The 23,647-nt window shown below is 42.5% G+C and carries 14 protein-coding genes; 5 read left to right on the top strand and 9 right to left on the bottom strand.

Annotation, left to right across the window (positions count from 1 at the left end):
- Positions 1-308: 308 nt before the first annotated feature.
- Both AAG807_RS08200 and AAG807_RS08195 read right to left on the bottom strand, forming a co-directional pair.
- Positions 309-3,191, bottom strand: a complete 2,883-nt coding sequence (locus tag AAG807_RS08200) for a hypothetical protein (RefSeq protein WP_341902246.1) — start codon at positions 3,189-3,191, stop codon at positions 309-311.
- Positions 3,192-3,195: 4 nt separating this feature from the next.
- Positions 3,196-5,211, bottom strand: a complete 2,016-nt coding sequence (locus tag AAG807_RS08195; protein WP_341902244.1) for a hypothetical protein — start codon at positions 5,209-5,211, stop codon at positions 3,196-3,198.
- Positions 5,212-5,403: 192 nt separating this feature from the next.
- Here AAG807_RS08195 and AAG807_RS08190 point away from each other — a divergent pair, with 192 nt between their 5' ends.
- Entirely contained in the window at positions 5,404-5,928 is a 525-nt protein-coding gene (locus AAG807_RS08190) for a hypothetical protein (protein ID WP_341902242.1), read from the top strand.
- Between the two features lie 12 nt (positions 5,929-5,940).
- Here AAG807_RS08190 and AAG807_RS08185 read toward each other — a convergent pair whose 3' ends face one another.
- Complete coding sequence (locus AAG807_RS08185) at positions 5,941-7,194, bottom strand: T9SS type A sorting domain-containing protein (protein WP_341902240.1); 1,254 nt, start codon at positions 7,192-7,194, stop codon at positions 5,941-5,943.
- A 235-nt stretch (positions 7,195-7,429) separates the two neighbouring features.
- On the opposite strand from AAG807_RS08185, the gene AAG807_RS08180 reads away from it, so the two are divergent.
- Together AAG807_RS08180 and AAG807_RS08175 are read left to right on the top strand one after the other, a co-directional pair.
- Positions 7,430-10,288, top strand: a complete 2,859-nt coding sequence (locus AAG807_RS08180; protein ID WP_341902238.1) for an outer membrane beta-barrel protein — start codon at positions 7,430-7,432, stop codon at positions 10,286-10,288.
- 64 nt (positions 10,289-10,352) lie between these two features.
- Entirely contained in the window at positions 10,353-10,532 is a 180-nt protein-coding gene (locus AAG807_RS08175) for a hypothetical protein (RefSeq protein WP_341902236.1), read from the top strand.
- Between the two features lie 47 nt (positions 10,533-10,579).
- Here AAG807_RS08175 and AAG807_RS08170 read toward each other — a convergent pair whose 3' ends face one another.
- From AAG807_RS08170 to AAG807_RS08160, 3 genes are all read right to left on the bottom strand, one after another.
- Complete coding sequence (locus AAG807_RS08170) at positions 10,580-11,119, bottom strand: hypothetical protein (RefSeq protein ID WP_341902235.1); 540 nt, start codon at positions 11,117-11,119, stop codon at positions 10,580-10,582.
- Between the two features lie 91 nt (positions 11,120-11,210).
- On the bottom strand, positions 11,211-12,599 hold the full coding sequence (gene fumC / locus AAG807_RS08165; RefSeq protein WP_341902233.1) for a class II fumarate hydratase: 1,389 nt from the start codon (positions 12,597-12,599) through the stop codon (positions 11,211-11,213).
- Positions 12,600-12,875: 276 nt separating this feature from the next.
- Positions 12,876-14,207 carry a peptide-N-glycosidase F-related protein gene (locus tag AAG807_RS08160; RefSeq protein ID WP_341902231.1) on the bottom strand — a complete coding sequence of 444 codons (1,332 nt, stop codon included), beginning with the start codon at positions 14,205-14,207 and terminating at the stop codon, positions 12,876-12,878.
- Between the two features lie 309 nt (positions 14,208-14,516).
- On the opposite strand from AAG807_RS08160, the gene AAG807_RS08155 reads away from it, so the two are divergent.
- Positions 14,517-15,443, top strand: coding sequence for a lipid A deacylase LpxR family protein (locus AAG807_RS08155; RefSeq protein ID WP_341902229.1), 927 nt, complete (start codon positions 14,517-14,519; stop codon positions 15,441-15,443).
- Between the two features lie 73 nt (positions 15,444-15,516).
- Here the strand turns inward: AAG807_RS08155 and AAG807_RS08150 are convergent, their stop codons facing one another.
- From AAG807_RS08150 to AAG807_RS08140, 3 genes are all read right to left on the bottom strand, one after another.
- Positions 15,517-16,875, bottom strand: coding sequence for an SUMF1/EgtB/PvdO family nonheme iron enzyme (locus tag AAG807_RS08150; protein WP_341902228.1), 1,359 nt, complete (start codon positions 16,873-16,875; stop codon positions 15,517-15,519).
- Positions 16,868-17,389, bottom strand: a complete 522-nt coding sequence (locus AAG807_RS08145; protein ID WP_341902226.1) for an RNA polymerase sigma factor — start codon at positions 17,387-17,389, stop codon at positions 16,868-16,870. The genes AAG807_RS08150 and AAG807_RS08145 overlap by 8 nt, the downstream gene beginning before the upstream one ends.
- Positions 17,390-17,565: 176 nt before the next feature.
- Complete coding sequence (locus AAG807_RS08140) at positions 17,566-19,491, bottom strand: T9SS type A sorting domain-containing protein (RefSeq protein WP_341902224.1); 1,926 nt, start codon at positions 19,489-19,491, stop codon at positions 17,566-17,568.
- 320 nt (positions 19,492-19,811) lie between these two features.
- Between AAG807_RS08140 and AAG807_RS08135 the strand changes: the two genes are divergently transcribed.
- A complete protein-coding gene (locus AAG807_RS08135; RefSeq protein WP_341902222.1) occupies positions 19,812-23,567 on the top strand; it encodes a PKD domain-containing protein in 3,756 nt (1,251 codons plus the stop codon).
- Positions 23,568-23,647 lie beyond the last annotated feature (80 nt).

The following is a 23,647-nucleotide window of genomic DNA, read 5'->3' as shown; positions in this document are numbered from 1 at the left end:
TCTTATTAAAAATTAAATTTAATAGCTACGTTGATAATTAGTGAATCTTCAAAGTGATTTTCAATTTTTAAAAACGATTTTTCTTCGTTAAGATCTAGTTTTTCAATTTCCATATTTTCAGTTGTAGAAAACAAACATGCAAATTCCCCACAAACCCACAATCGTTTTTAGTTGAAAATGAATTCATTCTCCCTCATTTTCAGTATTTACCACATTTTAAACGTGGAGTAAATGTGGTTTACCGAAATTCTTTATTTTTAGTTCTTCCATTTTTTTTCAATCTTCTAACTTTATAGCAGGACTGAAAATTAAGTGTTTGTTTTTTTGTGTTGACTTCCGAGAAAACTTTGCTGAAGTCCCATTTCTCTTATCCGGTCCAGCCAATCGTAAATCATGGCAGGTTTGTATTTCGGTTTGCCAAACTCATCTTTTTCTTTTTCAAGTGCGATAGCAAGAAGTGCGTATTCATTTTCCAGTGAAGTTGCAAAAATTCCGGCATCGTCTGTATTGATGGAAACGGAAAGTTGAGGTGATTTCTGAATTTTTTCGTGATCGGTTTCCAATCCCAGATTATACCAGCGTGTAATCGGATGTTCAACATAGCGGTGTATCGGACCGATCAGGTAATTGGATGTCGGATTCGTTTCTATGGCAATATTCAGATACCCGATGTGTTCGGCCATTTTGAGTTGTACGTCCTCTACTAATTTCCGGTATTCGGGAGTGATTTCAAATTGCTTGATTTCTGCTCCTTTATTTTGAACATCCGGATTGTAATGATACTCAAAATAGATCCGGGAAATTTCTTTTCGCTTCCGAATGGAGTCCAGTTTGCTATTGGTTTGGTTTAAGCCACACCTGTCCCAGTAGGAAATAGCCGTCATGCGTTCAAAATAATCATGGATCGAACGGTGTTCCGAAACATGCCGGTAGCCAAAATAGTCGTAGTAAATAGCTGGATCGTCTCCGCGCAATTTCCAGGCATCGTAATACTGCGGGTAGTTGATTTGTTGCTGCGATTCACCGGTTGATGAATTGATGAAAATTTCGCTGAATAGGCTTTTATAGAGATTTTCCAAGCGATAGACCTCGTTCAGGTGATGTGATAAACCGAATTTACGTACTTTGGACAATAGCCAGGCAATGTTGTCCAGAAGCATTTGTTTGGATAACAGGATTTTCTGTTTTTTGAGTTCATAATATTTCGATACATCTATGCCAATGGCGACTCCATGACCAAAGCGGTCACCTCGTTCCATCCCTAAAAAGCGGATGCATTCATCCATGTAGCGCATCCCGTCTACAATGTCGAAAAAATCTTCTCCGGCATGAAAAGTGATGTTCAGTCGGTTGTTAACCAATTTTCCTTTGATATCTGCATCGTTGTGGCGTAATTGATGGTATTTCAACATGCGGAATGCTTGAGCAAAAACTTCAGGTCTGGCGGCAATTTCAACGGATGCAGCATCAATTCCCCGAATCCATTGGGCGAAATCAGGATGTCTCTCGCGAAGTTCGCGTAACGCGTTAGCTTGTTGCCGGACGATTTTTCGAAGAATCGCATCCCTCGAGGTCACGGCCTGTTTGATTTCAATTTCCCGTTTGTGTCTGTGATTCTTTGTACTGTTGGAATAAAACAGTTGATCGATTCTTTTGAAAAAATGAATAACAAAATACAATTCATTCGGCTTGTTTTCCTTCAGCCGGATGCTTTCTTCCGTGATAATTTTTAGCGGATTGCTGACTCCCAATAATTGTTTTTCCCAATCGTATTCGGATTCGTGGTACTCCCGTATGCGTAAAACATTTCGGATGGTTTCTTTCAGTGTGTAAACATTATCTTCCGTGCCAATACGCATCTCATTGGAAGTGATGTGCATCAATTGTCTGTTGTAATTCAAGGTAATGTCCAGAAAAATAGTGGTATACAATGAATTACTGCTTAGGAAGAGGAATTTTCGGTCCTGGAATTCCTTGAAATTGGAAAAGCCGTAGCGTTCATTGAGTTGAATGATTTCTTTTCGGAAGATATTTTTGATGAGTAAATAGGCCTGGAGCAATTTTTCCAGTGTTTCTACTTCGCGTTTGCTTCCTAAGCTGGTGTATATGGCGCTAAAAGCCCGGTATAAGAGTCTTCGTTCACCTGAAACAAAATAGCATCCGTTAAAATTTTGAGGATGAATGTCATCGGTTAAAGCGTAGTCCACTACTTTTTTCTTCCCTTTGTGAGGCAATTTTAATCCGGATTCTTGCGCAAGTATTGAAATGTTGCTTAAAATCGATTCGAAATTCATTTTGAGTGCATGCGAGTCGATATTATTGGACGGATGAAATAAATCCTCGATATCAAAACCAAGTATTTCGTTGCACAATAGATAGGCGCGAAGGTTCTTGATAACGACCGGTTTTGATTGGTTTTCAATCGTGTAATCGGTCGGACGGGGAGTATAACCATCAACATCGAGTCGTTTTTCAAAAAAATCAACACTTTTCCATAAAACCAGCCGCAAAGCAATGGCTTTTTTCACTAAGGTTTCAAATTCAACGGTTTCCGTATTGAACTGATGTGAAGTTTTTCCATTGAGGCGGTATTTTTTTTGAAAATCCCGCAATTTTTCACGTAAACTGGGAAAGTGATTCACCAATGCAATCCAGCTTAAATCAAAGGTTAAGCTAGAAGCCCAAAGGTGAGAGTGATTTTCTGCAACCCCTTTCTGAAGCAATTCGTGCAGGCGCCTGTTATCGGAAAATAATACTGGTCGCCAGGAAAAATATCTGCGTGATTTGTTTGCAACAGTATCCCGGTAAGCAAGGAACGAAGTGGTGAAAGCATCTTCTCCCAGATGAAAGGTCAAATCCCGCCATTTGAGGAGGTGATGGAAACGAACAAAGGGTTCTGTTTCGACTTCTTTTAATACTTGTTCATTGAAATGCGTCAGGAGATAAAAAGGGGAAGAACAGCCTCTTTCGGCGTGTTGTTGCCCCGGAGCATACATCCAGTCTTCCGTCACTTTCTGGTAAAGATTGTCCAATTCGTCGTGTGTACGGTTATCAAAAGCACTCAGGGAAAAGGAGGAGTGAATAAACTCATTTTTGGTTATTTTCTGAAACCCACCGCTATTTTTTGACAATACCTTGTCCGGGTCCAGTTCACTGAAATAGAGTTTGATGCTGTTTCTGAGGTTGTCCATTGGGTCATCCGTTTTTGGTTGATTTCAAGAAGTTTTCGATATCGGAAAATTTCGCATAAAATTTAGAATCACGGATTGACTTTTTGATTTTCTCCAAGCTCTCATTCTCTTCGTGGTTCTCTTGACTACCACTGCTCGTTCCTTTTTTAGTAGGTTCCTTGCTGAAAGAAAGGTTTGATATCAGGATATCAGCTGCGTCTTTGCTTGCTGAAAGTTGAATTGAGAGTGTATCAGAAGCATTTTTAGATTTCCTGGGAGCAATTTGTTTTTTAGCGGATTCATAATAGTCGAAATACTTCATTGCTAAATCGAGATTAAAGAACTGTGCTAATTCGGCATTATGATATAAAATCCAATTGGGAGGAGAAAGCTCCAGTTGGTTTTCTTCGGTATCTGATTCGCTGTCCTGCAAAGGAAATTCGGTTTTTGGTTCTCCAAAAGAATAAATCACTGCTTTGGAGGCAGTTAATTCTTTTATTCTCCGATTATCTGGAAGAGGGATCGGAAATAGTGGTCCCTCGTCGTATATTTTGAAATAGGGATTTTTTTCGTTTTCTATCGCTTCAAAATACAAGATATTAAAGTAAGTACGATAGAGACTGACAAGTTTTTGCAAATTAGTTTCATACTTCGGGATCTCGGTTAGCAGTTGCCGGTACAACCTGATAATTTCCGGGTAAGAAGCGGAAGTGTCCTTCTCATTTTTAGTACTGTTTTTAGTTGGTGGATTCAGATCCGAGAGTAGTTTCTGAAGAATTCGTTTGAAGTGAGTCATGTAATTCTTCGAACTTGAACCGATGAGCAATTCGGAGAGATTGCGGTTTAACTTGATGCTTAAGAGCTTCTCGGCCAGGTAATGTTTGAAATAATCCAGTCGATCGTCTTGATCTTTCAAATCCTCCCCAGCAATTTTTTCGAAGGAATTGAATTCCCTCAGGGTCTCCGGGTAAAAGGCATTGAATAAATCCGGGTTGACATAGATTTTGAGCTGTTCCAATACTTGTTTCGGGATTTCATTTAACAAGGGTCTTTTCTTATAAACAATACTGTCAATATCCGGTAAAACGATCCTCCTGGATAAAGGAACGAGTTTGGAGACATACTTTTCCGCTTTTCCGTTTAGTTCGCTCTCGTTGATAATGCTTTCCAGTAATTCCTTGTTTTGACCCAATTGTGAAAAGAAAGAGGAATAGATACTGGTCAGTACCGTTTCCTGTATTTGCTCCATCTTACAGGAAATCAGTATGATAACATTCCTGGAGATCAGAAATTGCCTAAGATCCTCCAGCATTTCATAAACCCCTTCGATTTTCAGGTCGAAATCATCAATGGCGATGACCAAAAAATTTTTATAGTTGCTTTGATGTGTTCCGAGTACCCTTAAATAACAATTGACGAGTTTTTGAAAACTCTCATACAAGTTACTGCTGGTAGATAGCTTGATCAGGGAATCCAATGCTTCTTGTTTGTACAATTCATCCTTGTGATTTCCCGTAGTGTACTTTAAGTTTTCGAACACGTTTTGGAAGTGCTTGACTAATTCCCTGCGATCTTCATCAGAGTAACTGGATGAGTTATTGCTTTCCAGGGATTCTTTGAACAAGCCGAACATCTTTGCTAAAACAATTTCGAATAAACTTTCCTTTCCACGGAAGAGAGACGGATCGATTTCTCCTAAGCTGATAAATCGGTATTTCGGTTCGTCGTCATGAAAGAATTTTTCAAAAAAAGTCTTTCCGGGCATCCCTTTTTGAATAGATTTCAATGCACGGTGGAAAGAAATCATTGCTGAGGATTTTCCTTTTCCCCGTTCACCTGTAAAAGCAATAATGTTATTGTAAGGATGATCCAGATCGTCGTAGTTTTCATGACGCTTTAGGGTTCTCAGAACAATTTGTTTGGCTGATCGGTAAACTTCGTTGAAAATGGATTCTTCAAATTCTGCGGGTTTTTCGATTTTAATTCTGGATTCAGTGATTAGTGTCGGATTCTTTTTGAATTCGTTACCGGATGCATTCATTAGTTTCAGTTTTCGTGTTTAGTAGGCAACAAACATGCAAATTCTCTTACACTTCACAAGTGTTTTTAGTTGAAACTTTCACGCTTCACCCTCATTTTCAGTATTTACCACATTTTGAGAAGAAAATAAATGTGGTTTACCGAAACGGGTTTCTCTTCTTAAGTAATTTCCTACCTTCGCAAAAAAATCAACATGGACACGCTTGACCAACCAATGGATCTTCATTTTAGAAACGGGAAAGTATTCCCTTCGAACGTTTTAATCCTGGGTTATATCTTCTTAGGATTATCGCCGCTGTCCTTCTTTGGGAATATGTATATAGGGATTGGCTTGTTTTTGGTCGGGGTGTTTATCACGTTTACGAGCAATCATGTGGTAGTTGATCTGGAAAGGGAGACGATTCGGGAGTATACAGCTTATTTGGGTTTTATCAAGATCGGGAAAACGATTAATTACCGGAAGTATGGAATTTTGACGGTGGTTCCGGTGAAACAAACTACCACGGCTTATACCCGTTCTACACAATCAACCAGTTATACGGATTATCTGTTTGCCGTTTGTCTGCTTGGGAGTAATTACCGCGGTAAAAGAGAGCTGACGAAACTTCCGCAAAAGTCGCAGAGTGAAGACCTGGCAAAAGAATTGTCCCACCGCATGAACATGGAATATTTCGATTATGATCCGATGGTGATCCGGGAGAAGATGTTGGGGAGATAAAATTCCTGTTTATTACTCCTTCACCAACCGAATAACCTCGGAATCTTCATCTACAAAACGCAGAAAGTAAACACCTTTTTCTTGCTCGGAAAGGTCGACAACAGAAGTGTTTCCTGTCATGATCCGTTGTCCCAAGGCATTCAGTACTTCGTAGTCGTTCCCCTGGTAATCTTCCGATAAAGTAAAGATCCCATTTGATGGGTTGGGATAAATGGCAGGTGTCATTGTTTCAGGTTCATCCAGGTTTAGTAAATCACCTGAGTAACCGTAAACGTTGACGCGGTCCATAAACGGATCCATTCCTGCGAAGTAAAGGCGGCCGTTATAAACTGCTCCTGCGCACAGCACCAATTCAGGGTGGGGAACGACGTAAGTTGTCCACTGTTGTCCGTTCCAGCTGGCAATACCGTCAGCAGGTTGGTTACCTATTTCGTCGAATTCACCGAATGCAAAAAGCTTATTTCCCCAAATAACCAGGTTACGTATTCCATTCCCGCCATTCCCGGTAACGCTCATTCCAACGTCCGACCAGGAAGTGCCGTTCCATTTGGAGATATGTTTTATAGGCTGACCATCCACTTCGTAGATTATGCCAGCTACATAGAGCTCATTCTGGTAAACCAATGCTTTAAATATACTCGGACTCATGCCTGTGCCGAGGGATTCCCAGGTAGTACCGTTCCAAAGAGCAATGTTGCGAACCGGAACGCCTTCTAATTCTACGAACGAGCCCATGATGCAAAGCTTCCCCTGGTAACTGCTGACTTCATCAAAGTAGGCGTCTGGCTCTGCAGATAAGTCTTTGAACACTTCGAAGGTCCCTCCCGCTGCTTTCCTACGGATGAGCCCGTAAATATCGACGACATATAAATAGTTTCCGATCACGTGAATATTACCGTGCACCAAACTTGATTCGCCTTCCATTACCCAGGTTGTGCCGTTCCATTTGACAACTCCGGTATGGATACCACCGGGAAAAATCCAGTCTCCCACAGCATATAGTTCGTTATCAAAAACTGCAAACTCGATTGCGCCGCCGCCGCCGATAGGGTTGGTGTGAGGTACAATGAGCCCGTCGTCGTAATAAGCCGTCCAATAACTTTCAATTGTGTCCTGAAAGCTCGTGAAGTGCCCGCCGATAAAGAGTTTGTTGTCAAAGGTGATCATGTCCCGGATCACATAATTGGTATAGGTAAGCACGTCGAATTGTGCATTGGCACGGGAAAGTCCTGTGAAGAGAAATAGAATGAGGATGGCTGTTTTCATGGATTGATTGTCCGAAGTACGTTACATACAAAAGTAAAGCTTTTAATTTAACCGCAAAGGACGCGGAGGCGCAAAGGTTGGATGGCATTACTTTGCGCTCTTAAATTCTTTGCGGTAAAAAAGAGCTTAGAGAATTCCTCAGGGCACGATTTTTGCTTGCTTCCACCGATTTTTTCTGATGAATGAATAAACCTTTCGCTCCGGAAACCATCCAAGAGATACACAAACCCATTTTATGCAGATTCGTTCCAGACTTGTTACAATTGTCATTTCCTTTCTTTTTGCTTTTAGCAGCTACTCACAAACCCAACTTTCCGGTAAGATCACCGACAAACAGACTTCTCTGATGGATGCGCGCGTGGAGTTGCTTTCCGTGCCGGATTCCGCGGTGGTAAAGGTCACGGCTTCGGATGAGAATGGGGTTTATACGCTGATGGATCTCAAGCCCGGAACCTATTTCCTGAAGGTCAGCGTCTTCGAATATGCGGATCAAGTCAAGCTCATCGAACTTCCGAAAGGGAAGACGGTGCTGGATTTCCTGATGAAGACCGATGCGAAGCTGATCGATGGTGTGACGGTGGAAGCAAATGCTGTTCGGGTAGAACAAAAAGGCGATACCACGCAATACAATGCGGATTCCTATAAGACCAATCCCGATGCGACCGTGCAGGACCTCATCACGAAAATGCCGGGAATTACCCTGGAGAATGGGGTGGTGAAGGCACAAGGTGAACAAATCACGAAGGTGATGATCGACGGACAGGAGTTTTTCGGGGATGATGCTGCGGCAGCCTTGAAGAATTTACCTGCAGAGATCGTTTCGAAGATCCAGGTGTACGACCAGGCGAGTGACCAGGCGAAGTTTACCGGGATTTCAGATGGAAATGAGGCGAAGGCTTTGAATATTGTTACGAAATCGGGGAAGAGCAACGGACAGTTTGGGAAACTCTATGCGGGTTACGGAACTCCGAACGACTTGTACATGGCGGGTGCGAATGTGAACTTTTTCAAGGGAACACGTCGCTTTTCAGTGGTTGGGATGTCTAATAATGTGAACCAGCAAAATTTCTCCACGGATGATATTTTGGGAGTGACCGGTTCAACGGCAAGTACTCAAAGTAGAGGCGGACCCGGCGGTCGTGGTGGACCGGGTGCAAGCGATAACGAAAATTACCTCGTGTCGCAGCAAAGTGGAGTAAGTACCTCGCATGGATTGGGATTAAATTATTCCGATAAATGGGGAGCGAAGAAACAGACGAAGGTCAGTGGAAGCTACTTCTTCAACGCATCGAATACCGATAACTCACAAGTGACGAATAGAAACTATGTCTTGTCGACTACGGCAGGTCAGAATTACCAGGAAGACTTTACTGCCCTGATGAAGAATGCGAATCACCGCTTGAATTTCAAGTTCGATATTGCATTGGATTCGATGAATTCCTTGGTGATTAATCCCAAATTGAGTTACCAGGGGAATAATAAAACACAAGGAACGGATGGAACGACTACAGACAGCGATGGCGGACTGATCAATCGGATCAACAACCAGACTTTCAGCGACAGCAAAGGATTGAATGCGAGTACGAGTGTTTTGTGGCGTCACCGTTTTGTAAAACCCAGACGAACGTTTTCGGCAAACATTACCGGAACTTACACCTTGAAAGAAGGAAATAGCGGTCAGGAATCGGAATCGCATTACTACAATGAACTGAACCAGGATTCCTTGGCGTCACTCAATCAGCAAACAGATAATCAAACGAACGGCTATGGTGTGAACGGGCGTTTTTCGTTCACGGAACCTTTGAGCGTTGCCTGGTCGAGCGAATTTTTCTATGCGCCTTCCTACCTGGTGAGCAATGCGGACAAACGTACCTACGATTTTGATTCGATCACGAATTCCTATTCGTTCATGGATACGACACTTTCGAATGTCTTCGAAAACCAAACGATTGTGCAAGAAGGAGGAACCAATTTCCGTTACCAGAAGAAAAAAGTGGGATTTCAATTGGGAGTCAGTTATCAGAATTCCTTGTTGATGAACGTACAAGAGTTCCCAACTGACCGCGATGTGAATCTGTCTTTCAACTCAATCTTGCCGAACATGCGTTTCAAATACGATTTCACGAAGTCGAAAAGCTTGATGTTCGCCTACCGCGCCGGAACTAGAAATCCTACCATCGACCAATTACAAAATGCGATTGACAACTCCAATCCGCTGTCCTTATCTTCCGGGAACCCCGATCTGAAGCAGCAGTACAATCACCGCGTTTTCGGGCGTTTCAATGCCACGAATGTGCAGAAGGCAACGAACTTCAATGTGTTCTTCGGAGGGGAAATGAACCAAAATTACATTTCGAATGGAACCATCATTGCAACGAGTGATACGGTGGTGAATGGAAATGTGGTGTTGCAACGCGGAGCGCAGTTCCGTCAGCCGGTGAACCTGGATGGAAGCTGGAATGCACGCTCAACGGTTTCCTATGGTTTCGCCCTCACGAAGTTGAAACTGAATATGAATTTGTACCTGGGTGGTGCGTATACCGTTGCTCCGGGTCTGATCAACAATGTGGTTAACAAGGCAAAAACGGCCAATGCGAACGGAGGATTGACGGTTTCGAGCAACATCAGTGAGAATATTGATTTCACGGTCGGTTATACACTCAACTTCAACAATGTGGTGAACACGAGCCAAAATGTGTCACAGAACCAGTATTTCCTGCACAATATCAATGCCCGCTTCAATTGGATTATCAAGGAACGCCTGGTGATCAACAGTACTTATTCGGTGAATGCCTATGCAGGTTTGGGTTCGGGATACAACCAGACGATCATGTTGTGGAACGGTGGAATCGGTTACAAATTATTGAAGAAGAAACAATTGGAATTGCGTGTTTCGGTATTCGATATCCTGAATAACAACAACAGCATTACGCGCAACGTGACGGAATCCTATATCGAAGACGTGAAGTCGAACGTATTGAACCGTTACTACATGTTCACGGTGACGTATAACTTACGCAATTTCGGAAAGGCTCCTGAGACGAGGGAAACGAAGCCAGAAGAGCATGGACCATTTGGACCGCCACCGCATTAATTACGAATGAAATAATTTCCCACGGAGGAACACAGAGACTTTTGATAATCTGATCCAAAAAGGAATGATTGACGGTCGATTTGATTACTACTCCGATTTTCGATGGGGTGAAACCTTGTTGAAACAAATGCTTCAAACGATTGAGGATAAGCAATGGTATTCCGATACGGATGTAAAGAAACTCCTTGAATTGATTGATTCGGCACTTTCTAAACAGAGCGGGTTGATGGCTTACGGAGATTAACTGGATCCCTCACTACCACTGGGCAAATCCCGCACGTGCGGGATGTGTCATTTTGATTGGGTATCTGCGATTAATTCTTTCAGAAACAAGTACTCCTTTTTCACTTCGGGTAAGTTCTCGAGCATGATTTCAGGATCTGTCATATTCACGCCAATTTTTTGACCAAATATTCCTCCTCGTGCCATAATTGGCTCGTTCTTTCCGATAACAATAAAGCCGAAATTGGTTAAGTTCTCATGAAAGGTAAACGAAGGAAAATTGTTGAAGAATAATTCGTGAAGAATTTTGTTTTTTGAATGATTGTAAATCACCAATCGATCTATGTAAAATAGGTATTGAAGCTGCGAAAGCCGAATCTTCTCCAGAATGAAGATTTTTATCAGTAAGGATCCTGAAACCATAAAGAATAGAATTCCTCCCAACAGCGTAGGAACTTCAACGATATCCCCTTTCTGAACACCTTGATAACCAGTTACCATCATGAGAATGGATATTCCGAAAACTGGAATTAGAACCAGAAGTCGTATTGCAATTGCAAGGGTGAAAGGGATTTTCTTCTGTGGAGTTAAGATTTTGATCGGTTCCATTTCTTTCGGTTGAATGCTTAAAGATAAATGAAAAAATCTGTAGACACGCGATTAATCGCGTGTCTACAGATTTTTTTCAATTCGTAATTCTCTATACCATTTTCTCCGGAATCACCCATTGATCAAATTCTTCTGCTGTCAGATAACCCAGTTTCACCGCCATTTCTTTCAAAGTTGTTCCTTCTGCATGGGCTTTTTGTGCAATCTCCGCAGCTTTGTAATAACCGATCTTGGGGTTCAATGCCGTTACGAGCATCAAACTGTTGTCGAGGTGTTTCTTGATGTTTGCAGTGATCGGTTCGATTCCTACTGCGCATTTGTCGTTGAAGGAAACACATCCGTCTCCGATCAATCGCGCAGAATGCAGGAAGTTGGCAATCATGACGGGTTTGAATACATTCAGTTCGAAATGTCCGTTTGAACCTCCGATCCCTATTGTCACATCATTTCCCATCACTTGTGCAGCAATCATTGTCAAGGCTTCGCACTGGGTTGGATTGACTTTTCCGGGCATGATGGAAGAACCCGGTTCGTTGTCGGGAATGTGGATTTCTCCGATTCCGCTTCGTGGACCGGAAGAAAGCATGCGGATGTCGTTCGCGATTTTCATCAGACTAACGGCTACTGTTTTCAATGCTCCATGCGCTTCCACGATCGCATCATGTGCTGCCAATGCTTCGAACTTGTTTTCTGCGGTGATGAAAGGCAAGCCTGTCAACGTTGCAATGTGTTTTGCTACATTCTCGGAATATCCCGGAGGTGTGTTGATTCCCGTTCCGACAGCAGTTCCACCCAAAGCCAATTCGCTCAGGTGAGTCAATGTGTTTTTGATGGCTTTCAATCCGTGATTCAACTGACTGACATATCCGCTGATTTCCTGGCCTAAGGTCAAGGGAGTGGCATCCATGAAATGCGTCCGACCGATTTTCACGACTTTCATGTAATCGGTGCTTTTTTGAGCCAAGGTATCACGCAGTTTCTCGATTCCCGGAATGGTCACCTCCATGAGAATTTGGTATGCAGCTATGTGCATCGCAGTAGGGAAGGTGTCGTTTGAAGATTGCGATTTGTTCACATCGTCATTCGGGTGAAGCACCTTCTCTTTGTCGGTCAAAGCTCCGCCGTTCAGCACATGGGCACGGTAAGCGATCACTTCGTTGACGTTCATATTGCTTTGGGTTCCGCTTCCTGTTTGCCAAACAACTAATGGAAATTGATCGTCCAGTTTTCCCGCCAGGATTTCGTCTGCTACTTGTCCGATGAGGTCTGATTTTTCTTTGGGAAGAATTCCTGCATCCAGATTCGTCAGTGCTGCGGCTTTCTTGAGGTAAGCAAAGGCACGAATGATTTCTTTGGGCATTTTGCTGATATCCTGTGCAATTTTGAAGTTTTCAATGCTGCGCTCTGTTTGGGCTCCCCAATAGGCTTCAGCCGGGACTTTTACTTCGCCCATCGTATCTTTTTCAATGCGGTATTCCATGGTGTTTTATTTAAATAATCGGTGTTTTATTTCCCACAGAGGAACACAGATGTACACGGATGTTTTTCACATGTTTAGAGTAAATCTGCGCAATCAGCGGGATAGCCTCGTGTGCATTTAAGCAAGAGTAAAGTTACCGATGATTAAGTTAAGGAATATTCCCGTTTTCAGATTGTTCTTTGACCGGAAATTTACATTCAAGCAGGTAATGGGGTAAAACAAAAAAGAGAAGTACTTTAAAATACTTCTCTTTTTTAAACGTAAACTGAATATAAACTACTGCTTTATGAAGCGCTGGCTACTTTTCATTCCGTCCGTAAAATGAACTTGAATGATGTAAATTCCTGAATCCAATCCGATAAGATTGAGCGTGTTTTTAGTTTCTGTAAGCATTCTTTTTCCGGAAGCGTCGATTAATTCAATGGCAGAAAATTCTTTCTCGGTTTGAATTTGCACCGCATCTTTTGCCGGATTTGGAAATAGCGTAAAGGATGAGTGATTCAATTCTTCCAACCCCAATACTTCTATTTTACTTCCTTGTAAATAAAGTGAAAGCGGGAAGTTTCCATCCTGTCCTGAAAACTGAGCTGCAGGTACTGCGATTTGAAAAGAATGATTTCCGGCTGTTAAGGTTCCCAAGCTGATTTTTCGAATAGCGATTGTATCTCCCGGACACCAGTTGTTCCAGTTCGTCCACCAGGAAGTTGATTGCGGAGTAGAGCCGTAAATTCCATTTCCCTGAGTATTGTATTGACGATATGGTTCGCAAGATTTTCCTCCCGGAGTATAAGTTAAGATTGGATTTCCGTCGAAGCTTACGTTGTGCACTCTTCTCACATATTCTTCGCCATTATTTCCAGCTCCATGATTGGATGTAATCAAATAGAATTTTGCATCGTAAATGGTTTGTGTAGTCGTGAAATTGATCGTTTTAACAGTTGTTCCGACAGCATCTGATGCCCCGGCTTGATAGTTATTAAAATTTGCTTTGAAAGACAAAGGCATAATCGCAACACTCGGATCATAATTCGAATTGGAATTGTTTGTGATGAAGTCAACTCGCCCCTGGAACACATCGTTTCTTCCGGAACATCCCGAAACTTGCGTATTTGCAGCATAAGGAACACCAAAGACTTCCAACTCCAACCAAAAATCATACAGTGCATTTAATTCGGATGAATTGAGAATTTGGGCAATGTTATTGACTACAAAAGTATACGGTACCGAAGTTGGCTGTACGTTCTTATTCATGAAAGGTGTAATAAAACGACCGATTTCAATTTTCGGAACAGTTTCCGTGTTGTAAGTGGTACTTCCTTTAGGAACCATTGCTAAATTCACTCCTCCGATGCGGTCGTAATTATCGCAAAGTGCTGAAATAGTCACTTTGATGGTTAATTGATCTCCGATCGAATCCAATTGTTGGGAACTGATTTGTTTTGTCAGTAAATCATTTCGGAATCGAATGACACCTGCTGGAGTTGGGTCGCTAACAACGGATGCATATCCATCGAAAAAGACGACTCCATTCATGATGTTAACGGTAGATTGTGCAGTTGAATAAAGCGTTGAAAGAATCGCAGCAAAAGCGATGATTATTTTTTTCATATTCTTACGATTTGACGATATCCAAATTTACCTCCACTAAGCTTAGGTCTGTAATGATTGGGGTCCGGTCCATGAGTTGACTGAAATTTTGAGACACTTTTTGAAAATCGACGATCATTTCTAATGCGCTTATAATCAATTGTTTGAATTGTTTTCTATTCAGCTATTGACTGCTGTCTCTTGTCGCATTGTCGCATAATTGTCGTGGTTTTGTCTCGACTTCCATTCCGGAAACAAGAAGAACAGGATGTGTTTTTAACTGAAACACCGTCTAATAAGATCTGTTTTCAATAGAAAAATCCATTACCAATGAATATTCGTACTTCTTTCATGCGTTTACTTTTGATGTGCTTATTTCTTTTGATTGGTTCGAACTTTCTGGCTCAAGACAGCCTTTTGTTGAAAGAATCCTATACCATTCGATACGAGAATGATTTGTTTGCAGGAACGGACCAATATTACTCGCAAGGAATCTTTTTGCAGTACGACCATCTGGATATCAACCTGAAATGGTTGAACAAGTTCTTTTTTAATGTTCCCGATGTTCAGCGAAGTCTGCAAACCGGAGTTGCTCAAAAAGTATATACTCCTTCTACAATCACAACGGACAGTTTGCTTATGGGTGATAGACCTTATGCGGCAACTTATGGTTATACGGCGAAATTCAGTTCGAGAAGTAAATCGAAGAATTATACCTTGAGTTGGAGTTTGCATACCGGTTGGATTGGAAAACCTGCATTCGGTAAGGAAACGCAAACAGCCATTCACCGTTGGACAAACAATAACAAGCCCTTGGGTTGGCAGTATCAGTTGAATACAGGTTTGAGTATCAACCTGGGATTTGGATTTACGAAAACGTGGTTCACCAAAACCAACTGGTTGAGGGCAGAGGCGAGCAGTTTTACCACCATAGGAAGTTTAACGAATGAAACACGTTTATCCGGGATGCTGAAAGTGGGTTATATCACCAATGAAAAACACTACTTTCTTTATTACAATCCGGAAGTGCGCGCAGTTGCAACCGATGGAACGCTTCAGGGATCACTCCTTGCGAAACCAAGTGAAGCCCGTGTTCCGGGTTCGCAGATTTCCCGTTTGGTTTCCGAACAGGAGTTTGGGTTTAAGATCCAATACCGAAAATTTGGTTGTTCAGCCTATGGTCATTTTCAATCCAAACTGTTTAAAAATGCCGGCAATCATGCTTGGGGAGGAATTGGGTTGAGTTATTATTTTTGATTGGATATAAAAATGTGGGGACGCGATGCAAAAAATAAAATGTGGGAACGCGATGCTTCGCGTCCCTACTATTTTATTTTTTATAAACTATCAAATAGGTACTCACCACCCGGAAACCGATGGTTGGTTTGGCATCAATGACTCCTTTGTTTGGATCGGGAGCATAGATCTTAATCTCTTCTTCGGTATTTCTCCAACTTCCACCCGAAGTTCCCGGTTCCGATTTGTTCATTCCTTCGTAAACCATTTCTGCTACATTTCCACTCATGTTGTATAAACCTGATTCGTTAGGCCAATAGGATTTAGAAGGAGCAGTGACGTCCGTAGCTTTGGTTCCTTGCGTTGTTTGAAGTGCCTCTTCATCAAGTCTTAAGTAATTTGCAAGGATATAACCTTTCGAGTTTCTGGTGAATGGTCCTCCCCAAGGATACGGAAGGAATTTCCCTTCATTACTCGCTGCTTTGACCCATTCTGCACGTAAAGGTAAACGCACATCATTGTATTGTGCTTCCTTTTCATCACCCACATATTTCCGAACTTCCTGTGAAAGCCAAAGGCAATAGAGTTCAGCTCCTTCGCGTGAGACATTGACAACTGGATATTCATTGTAGGCTTTATGTGAAAAATAATGTTCTTCAAAGGTGTTGAGTGGTAGATTCTCCATTTTACTCCATTGACTTTGATCCGGTTTTGCTTTCAGGAATTCATCATTCCGTCCTTGAATCAACAGATCGAACAGGAAGGTGCGGTACTCGAAGTTGGTTACTTCGCAGGTTCCGATATAGTATGCCTGAACAGATGTTTGTGTTCCATTGTAATCAAAGGATCCACTCGGAATAAAAGTGTAGAAATCCTTGTCGTGCTTCACCAATGCTTTCAACATCGCTTTCTTCTTCTTTTTCGTAAGGACGATTTCTTCCTCAGTCAGTTTCGGGAATTGGTAGGGAAGATCGTCCATTCCTTTTGGAGGTTTGGGGTTCCAATTTGCTTGAGCTCCCAATCTGTCTTCAATCACTTTGTTCTCTGAAATGAAAGGTAGTTCGGTCACCAACTCCTGAATCGATTCCAAAAAGGGAGCGCCAACTTTGGCAGAAGGAATACTCCCTTGTTTGGTCGTTTCAGATTTGATTTTTTTGGGTTGGGTGTTTTTATATTCTGAAATTGCTTGTTTTGTATTGGTTTCATTAGACTTTAGGTCTGATTGACTAGTTTCTCCTTTGTTCAATAATAGGAATAAGGAAAGGCTTATGGTACTTACAGTTGCTAACATGATCATCCATTTTTTAGTGAATACTTGCTTTGTTTTGGTTTTATTCACCGATGGAGCGGAAGCAGAAGCAATGAATCGTTCTTTTGTCTGTTCAAAAGACTGCACCACTTGGTCTTGTTTCGCAAGCAGGAAGAGTTGTTCTAAATTTTGTTGCTTATCCATGACGTTGTACTGTTTTTAAAGAAGATTCATAGGTGAGAATTTCCATCAGTTTTTCGCGTCCGCGTTTCAACCGTTGTTTCACAGCTGATTCGGACGCGTTCTGAATGACAGTGATCTCCTGAATACTGAATCCCGAAATCTCAAACAGGATAATGCTTTCTCTTTGTTCATGGGGTAATTGAGCCAATGCTTCATACAGGTAATGAACGTCTGCATGCGATTGTGGATTGGTACTCTTGTCCCAAATTTCCAAGTGGGCATTTCCTTCCGGAATTCGATTTTCGCGCTTCTTTTGGTGATAATTCCCTAAAACACGTACACAAATGCTAAACAGGAACGAGAGGAAAGCTTCCTTTGACCTCAGTGAATCAAACTTTTCGTAGGCCACTAGCAGGCTGTCGTTCATCAAATCCCTGAAATCCATTTCATTGTAAACCCGTGCTCTGCAGAAGCGTTCAAACCGTTCATGAACCGGCTCGTAGAGTTTGAGAAATGCATCTTGCTTGTCCTTCATTCGTGTTGATTGCAGTTTGGGTACAACTGTATGTTTGACAAAGGTGAAAAAAGTTACAGTAAGGGCGAAAAATTTTTCGCCCTTACTGTAACTGCTTAATCCAAAAAAACGTAGGTACGCGATTAATCGCATGCCTACGTTTTTTTAACGGATAATTATTCGATCTAATAATGATTCTAACTTGTTCTCTGAAGAACGACTTTCCCGCTCAACCAATGGTTGTTTTCATCCAGATATCGGATGAGGTAGATTCCGGTTGCGTATCCGGACAGATCGACCTGGATTCGTTCGTCTTTTCTCAATTTCGGGATCACTTGCAATACTTTTCCACTTAGATCGGAAACATACAGTTCCTTGATATTGGTGTTCGGAAGGATGGTAATCATTCCATTCGTCGGATTGGGATAATAGCTCCAAGTGATGTTCAAAGTTTTCGGATCGGTCGTTGCATTGGTATCACTGGAATCTTTAGCTGGAATCGTTGAGACAATGGAATCCGGAATGTTCAATGCCAAATCAGGGATGTTCTGTTGGCAATCCGGCATGTAAGTATAGCTTTTCATAATACGTACGAGAATGGCGTTCAATGTTTCCACTTCATAGGTATCCGTCGATGGTTTGATGTGGCTGTTTCCAATTCCGCTGTGATCGGTAAGGAAGGTATAAGTTCCATTCGTTCCCAAAGCCAAAGCGCGCATGAGGTATTCGGTGCTTTTATCGATCCCGCTTGCTCCGATAGGTACGATACGGATTCCTTTTTCAGCTGCTTGAAGGATCAGGCGTTGTAGTCTTTCATTCACAGCAGAACCTTGATGTGGAGGAGCATCCAGGATCAGAAAGAGGATACGTGCCCGAGCACTTTCACTCCAGCTCAGGTTGTTGATTGCAGAATCCAAACCTACATCCATCGCTTCAGGGAAATCACCGCCTCCACCGGCAGCTTGCTCGTTGATGAAGGCATCGGATTCGGACAAAATGCGATTAAAATTCATGCTTTTAGTAACATATGAATCCCCTTCATCTCGGTAATAGACATTCGCGAACCGGAAATTCAATTTGTTACTAATTTGTTTTGATTGAAAAATAATATCACTCATTTCTGCCTGCAAGAAGTTGATTTCATCTCCCATGGATCCCGTGGCATCCACTACGAAAGCAACATCCACATTTTCCACTTCCTGACAAGAGATTGTCAATTTCTGGTGATTCAATCCGTTTTCAAAAGCAGTTACTTTATTGATGGTGGAAGTTTTTCCGTTATAATTGATTTGGATGGACAGTTTTCCGTTCACAACAGGTGTTTCGTTCTTGATTGTCAGCCAACATTCGGCTTTTCCTGTATTGTCTGTTCGGGTGGTGAAAACCACGTCGCGATTCAAAAGCAATTGAACAATAGCATCTACAACCGGAATTCCACTTTCGGATTGCAACATCACGGTATATCTTCCGGATGGAGCGATTTGCCACATTTTCTGATAGTTTGCCAATTCTCCTTTGGAAAGGTCCTGCCACATAAGCCACTTCGAAAAATCGTTTATTTCTCCGGCAGTCAACTGTTTTGAACTTGCAGTAGCTGCGTAACCGGCAGCACCGAGTTCGCCGCTTTTAGAACCCGGAGGAATGGCCATGACAGTTCCGCCAACAGGGGGGGCAGAGTAATAGGCTTCACTTTTTGCAACTCTGGATGAGGAAACACTTTTTGTTCGCGATTTATCACTACTGATCGCAACTTCACTGAGTGTTCTGAATTCATCGCGCATGTCGCCATCTTCTGATTTCGCTGCGCGTTTTGGAGCACTTGGGTCTTCCTTCATCTTGAAGTTGGCAACCTCATCACCGGTTACCTTGATTTCTTTGGTGATAGGTGAGAAGCCTGCATAGTTCATGACACACACATAGGTTCCTGTGTCGAGCGCAACGGCAAAATTTCCGAGTTTATCTGTCAGGACAGAAGCAACAAGTTTATCTCCTTTATAAATATCCACATTCCCATAGCGAAGTGCTTCACTGTGAGCTTCTGAATTCATGTTTCCGGAAATGGATTGGGAAAAGGCAGCGCCCGTTCCGGTTAAAAGGATGCAAAGGATGGTAACGAATCTCATAACATGCAGTTTAGAATTATTACTGGTTACACCTAAGATGCGTTTGGGTTCAAAATTCCATAAAGAGAATTGAAAATTGGGAATTGCAAAGATTTAGACTCAAAGACTGAAGACGCAAGACAAAAGACAGATTCTGTCTAAAGTCTACAGTCTATCATCTAAATAAGTGATCCAATACAAAAAATGAGGAAGTTCAGGATGCTAACCATTACTAAGTTTAAAAACAAGCAGTTCAAAAATGAAGCTTGACTTTTGTCGATTTTTTTATTGCAAGTACCCGTTCATTTGATTAGATTTGAGTATAATTCACACTTTTTAATATGAAAAGACACTATTCACTGGGGATAACCTTCCTGTTATTAACCATTTTTTCGTCCTTCGCACAGCAGGTGCCGCATGAGAAAGTAGCTCCATGCTATTTTGACGAATTACTCTTCGAACAATTTAAAAATGATCCCTCGCTCCGGAACAGACTGGAATCGATGGATCAGGAAATTGAGCGTTTCAAAGCAGCCAAGACAAAAGGCAGCGGCGAAGTAACCAAAAGTTTGGGCAATAAACTGCTCATCCCGGTTGTGGTCAATGTGGTGCACCAGAACGGTCCCGAAAACATTACCGACATGCAGGTAATCAGCCAAATCAATGCGTTGAATACCTATTATGACAATTATGGTGTCCAGTTTTGCCTGGCCACGAAAAAAGGAACGGTAAATCTGACGACGATCAATACGCCTTCAGGTATCACTAGTTCCACTCCGGGTATTTTTCATTATTATAGTCCAACGCTGACCAATCACGATGTAAGCCAAATAAATTCGTTGGCTGTTGTGGGGGCTTCATTACCTGCAGAAAATTACCTGCGTATCTGGGTGGTTAAAAGTATTACTTCTGCTTCCGTTCCGCCGGGCTCCATTATTCAAGGGTATTCTTCCTTTCCGGGAGGGTATAGTTCCACAGATGGAGTCGTAATGGACTACCGGGCTTTCGGAGATATCGCCAGTTGTGGATGTACAACACTCGCATCTTACAGCCAACTAGGCAGGATAGCCGTTCATGAAATCGGTCACTACCTCGGATTGTACCATACATTTCAAGATGGCTGCGCAGGAATGAGCTCTTCAAATTGTGCGTCTCAGGGCGATCGGGTTTGTGATACGCCTCCTGTTGCAACACCCGGAAACACCGGTTGTCCGGCTCCGGGATGGAATACTTGTAATGAAACTCCGAACCTACCGGACGATATTCACAATTACATGGATTATGTGGACGAAGGTTGTATGACTGGCTTCACTCCCGGACAGAACGACCGCATGGATGCCACTATTTCTTTGTATCGCGCAACTCTGGTTAGCTCCAGTAACATGGTGTATACCGGTATTAATTGCAACGGGCAGGTAATAGCGTATTTTACAGCAGATAATTATGCACCTTGTACAGGGACTTCTGTTACATTTACGGCGAATCCCGTAGCAGGAGCTACCTATTCCTGGGATTTCGGAGATGGTTCTACAGGAAGCGGACAAGTTACTACACACACATACACCGCAGCATATTCACCTGCAATCGTAAAACTCACCGTTACTGACGGAATTAATTTGAGTGATTTCGCTGAAAAGGAAGAACTTTTTTTTCCTACAAACTGCACAACGATCAACAATACTGAAAGCCAATGGATGTTCAGCAACCAAGCAGGACTGGATTTCTCATCAGGTGTTCCTGTCTACGACAATTCAGCCGACGTAAACAATACCATGGCTGGAAATATCGAAGATGTTGTTTCTCAATGTGATGCCAGTGGAAATCTGCTCTTTTACAGCAATGGAGACAGGATTTGGGATCAGAACCACAGCACGATCGCATCCGCGCTTAGCGCCGATAACAGCAGTGCGACAGGATCAATAGCAGTACCGAATCCGGCGAATGCCAACCAGTACTTGCAGTTCAATACCAGCCTTAACTATGGATTGCGATACAGTGTTATTTCAATGATGGGTACTCAGGCTGCTATCGTGAGTAATAACAACCCGGTTCCGGTTCCTGCAGGATATGTTCAGGAAAGTGGAACGCTTTGGAGCGGTGAAGGTGTAACGACTATTAAAGCCTGCGATTATTACTGGCTCATCGTTCACGGTAAAAAGAACGAATCTGATCATTTCCTGATGGTGTATAAAGTTTCTGCCTCCGGAATTACTTTCCATTCTGATTATTTTCTGAATACCTTCGAGGGTACTTTTACCACCATGGAAGCTTCTCCTGACGGAACGAAGATCCTGGTAGCTGAATTTACAGGTAACAGTATGTTTCTGTGCGATTTTAACCCGGCAACCGGTCTTGTAACTGGTGTCGAAATGATTGGCAGGGAGCGTGTCTACGGTACTTCTTTTAGCCCCGATTCTAAATTATTCTATGCTGTTCAGGAATCGACAGGCGATTTGTTCCAGTACGATGCAACCGCATCGAATGTCTCTCTTTCAGAAGTGAAGGTCGGCAATTTAATTGCACCTTACTTCGTAAAACGACTGGGAATGCAATGCGGCCCTGACGACAAGATCTATATTTCCAGAAATATGACGCAGATGGGAGCGATTCATGATCCGAATACGCAATCGACAATCAGTCAGCCGAACCTGTGTTTGTTTACCAATAATGGTCCTTACCTGGATGTACTTCCTTCAGGGTGTGGCTTGCCGAATATCGTCGATGCCAATAACGTTCAGGTATTCACCGGTGATGAAGTTTATGCTACCGAAGTGCGCTGTGATACCTATACATTTGGCTCGAATATCTGTGCGACTTCCTATTCGTGGAATTTCGGTGATCCGGCTTCCGGTTCTGCCAACACAGCTTCCGGTGCTTCATCGACCCATATTTTTTCAGGTCCGGGTACCTATGACGTGGTTGTTTCCGGAAACGGCATAACGCTTCATTACACCATTGTTGTACCTCAGAACTGCGAGCCTTGCGTTTGTCCTTCGGATGCATCGTTCGGGTATACAATTGACGAAGAATCGTGTTACGTTAAGTTCCATGCAAATTATGTTGCTGACCCTTGTCTGGATAATGTGGAATATACCTGGGATTTCGGTGACGGTACAACAGCTTCCGGTGTCGATGTTGATCATGTTTTCGCAACTGCCGGATCACACACGATTTGTCTGACCATAACGGCAATCAACGGCTCTGAGGAATGTACGGTACAAGCTTGTAAAACAATAGAGACGCGCTGTACGCCACCATGCGAATGCAAACTTCGTCCGGTATTCAAAGTTAGTTTCGATGAGAAGGACTGTATCTATACGTTTGAAGGTTTTCACGGAGGAGACGAATGCCTGAAATTTGCAGAGTACTACTGGGATTTTGGCGATGGTACCACGTCGATCGGTCAGATCACAGGGCATGTTTTCCCTGCTGCGGGATCGTATGAGGTTTGTCTTACAGTTGTTATCAGAAACGAAAAGGGAGATATTCTTTGCACCGACAGGTATTGCGAGAAGATCTATGCTCGTTGTGGTGGCAGATGTGATTGTAAGTTAAAGCCTGGATTTGACATGGTTAATTCCGGAGACTGCAACATGCTCTTTACCGGTTTCTCTGGTTCGTCCTGTGCAAATATTACTCAGATGGAATGGACTGTAAACGGTTCAGGACCTTATTACGGACAATATCTGCCTATTCAATTCCAGGTAAACACGTCGTACCAGATCTGTCTGACAGTTACAGGAAACAATGGTCAGGTGGAATGCAAAGAGCGTTACTGCCAGGAATATTTCTACACGGACTGTTATCCGGCTCATATAAAAACGAAATCGTCCAATGTTCCTACTGCTCCACAATGGCAGCTGTATCCGAATCCTGCAAGCGAATCGGTTCAAATCAAGCTCTTTTTCCAGACGCAAAGCTCAACGGTTGTAACCTTGAAAACCGCAGATGGTAAAATCTTAGGACGCTACACTTACGGAATGGAAGAGCAGGAGATGAATATTGATATTCCTCAAACTGTTTCCAGCGGATTTGTTTTTGTGGAAGTACAGTCAGGAGATTATTTCTTCACTGAAAAATTGATGATCATGCATTAATCGGTTCTTCAACTTATTAACGACGAGAGAGTCAGCTGCGGCTGACTCTTTTTTGTTTGCATTAATCTGTTGATTAGCCC

Source organism: Fluviicola taffensis DSM 16823 (assembly GCF_943372375.1).
GTDB lineage: Bacteria > Bacteroidota > Bacteroidia > Flavobacteriales_D > Crocinitomicaceae > Fluviicola > Fluviicola taffensis_A.
The sequence above is the reverse complement of the archived record's forward strand: the minus strand, read 5'-3'. Positions and strand labels throughout refer to the sequence as shown.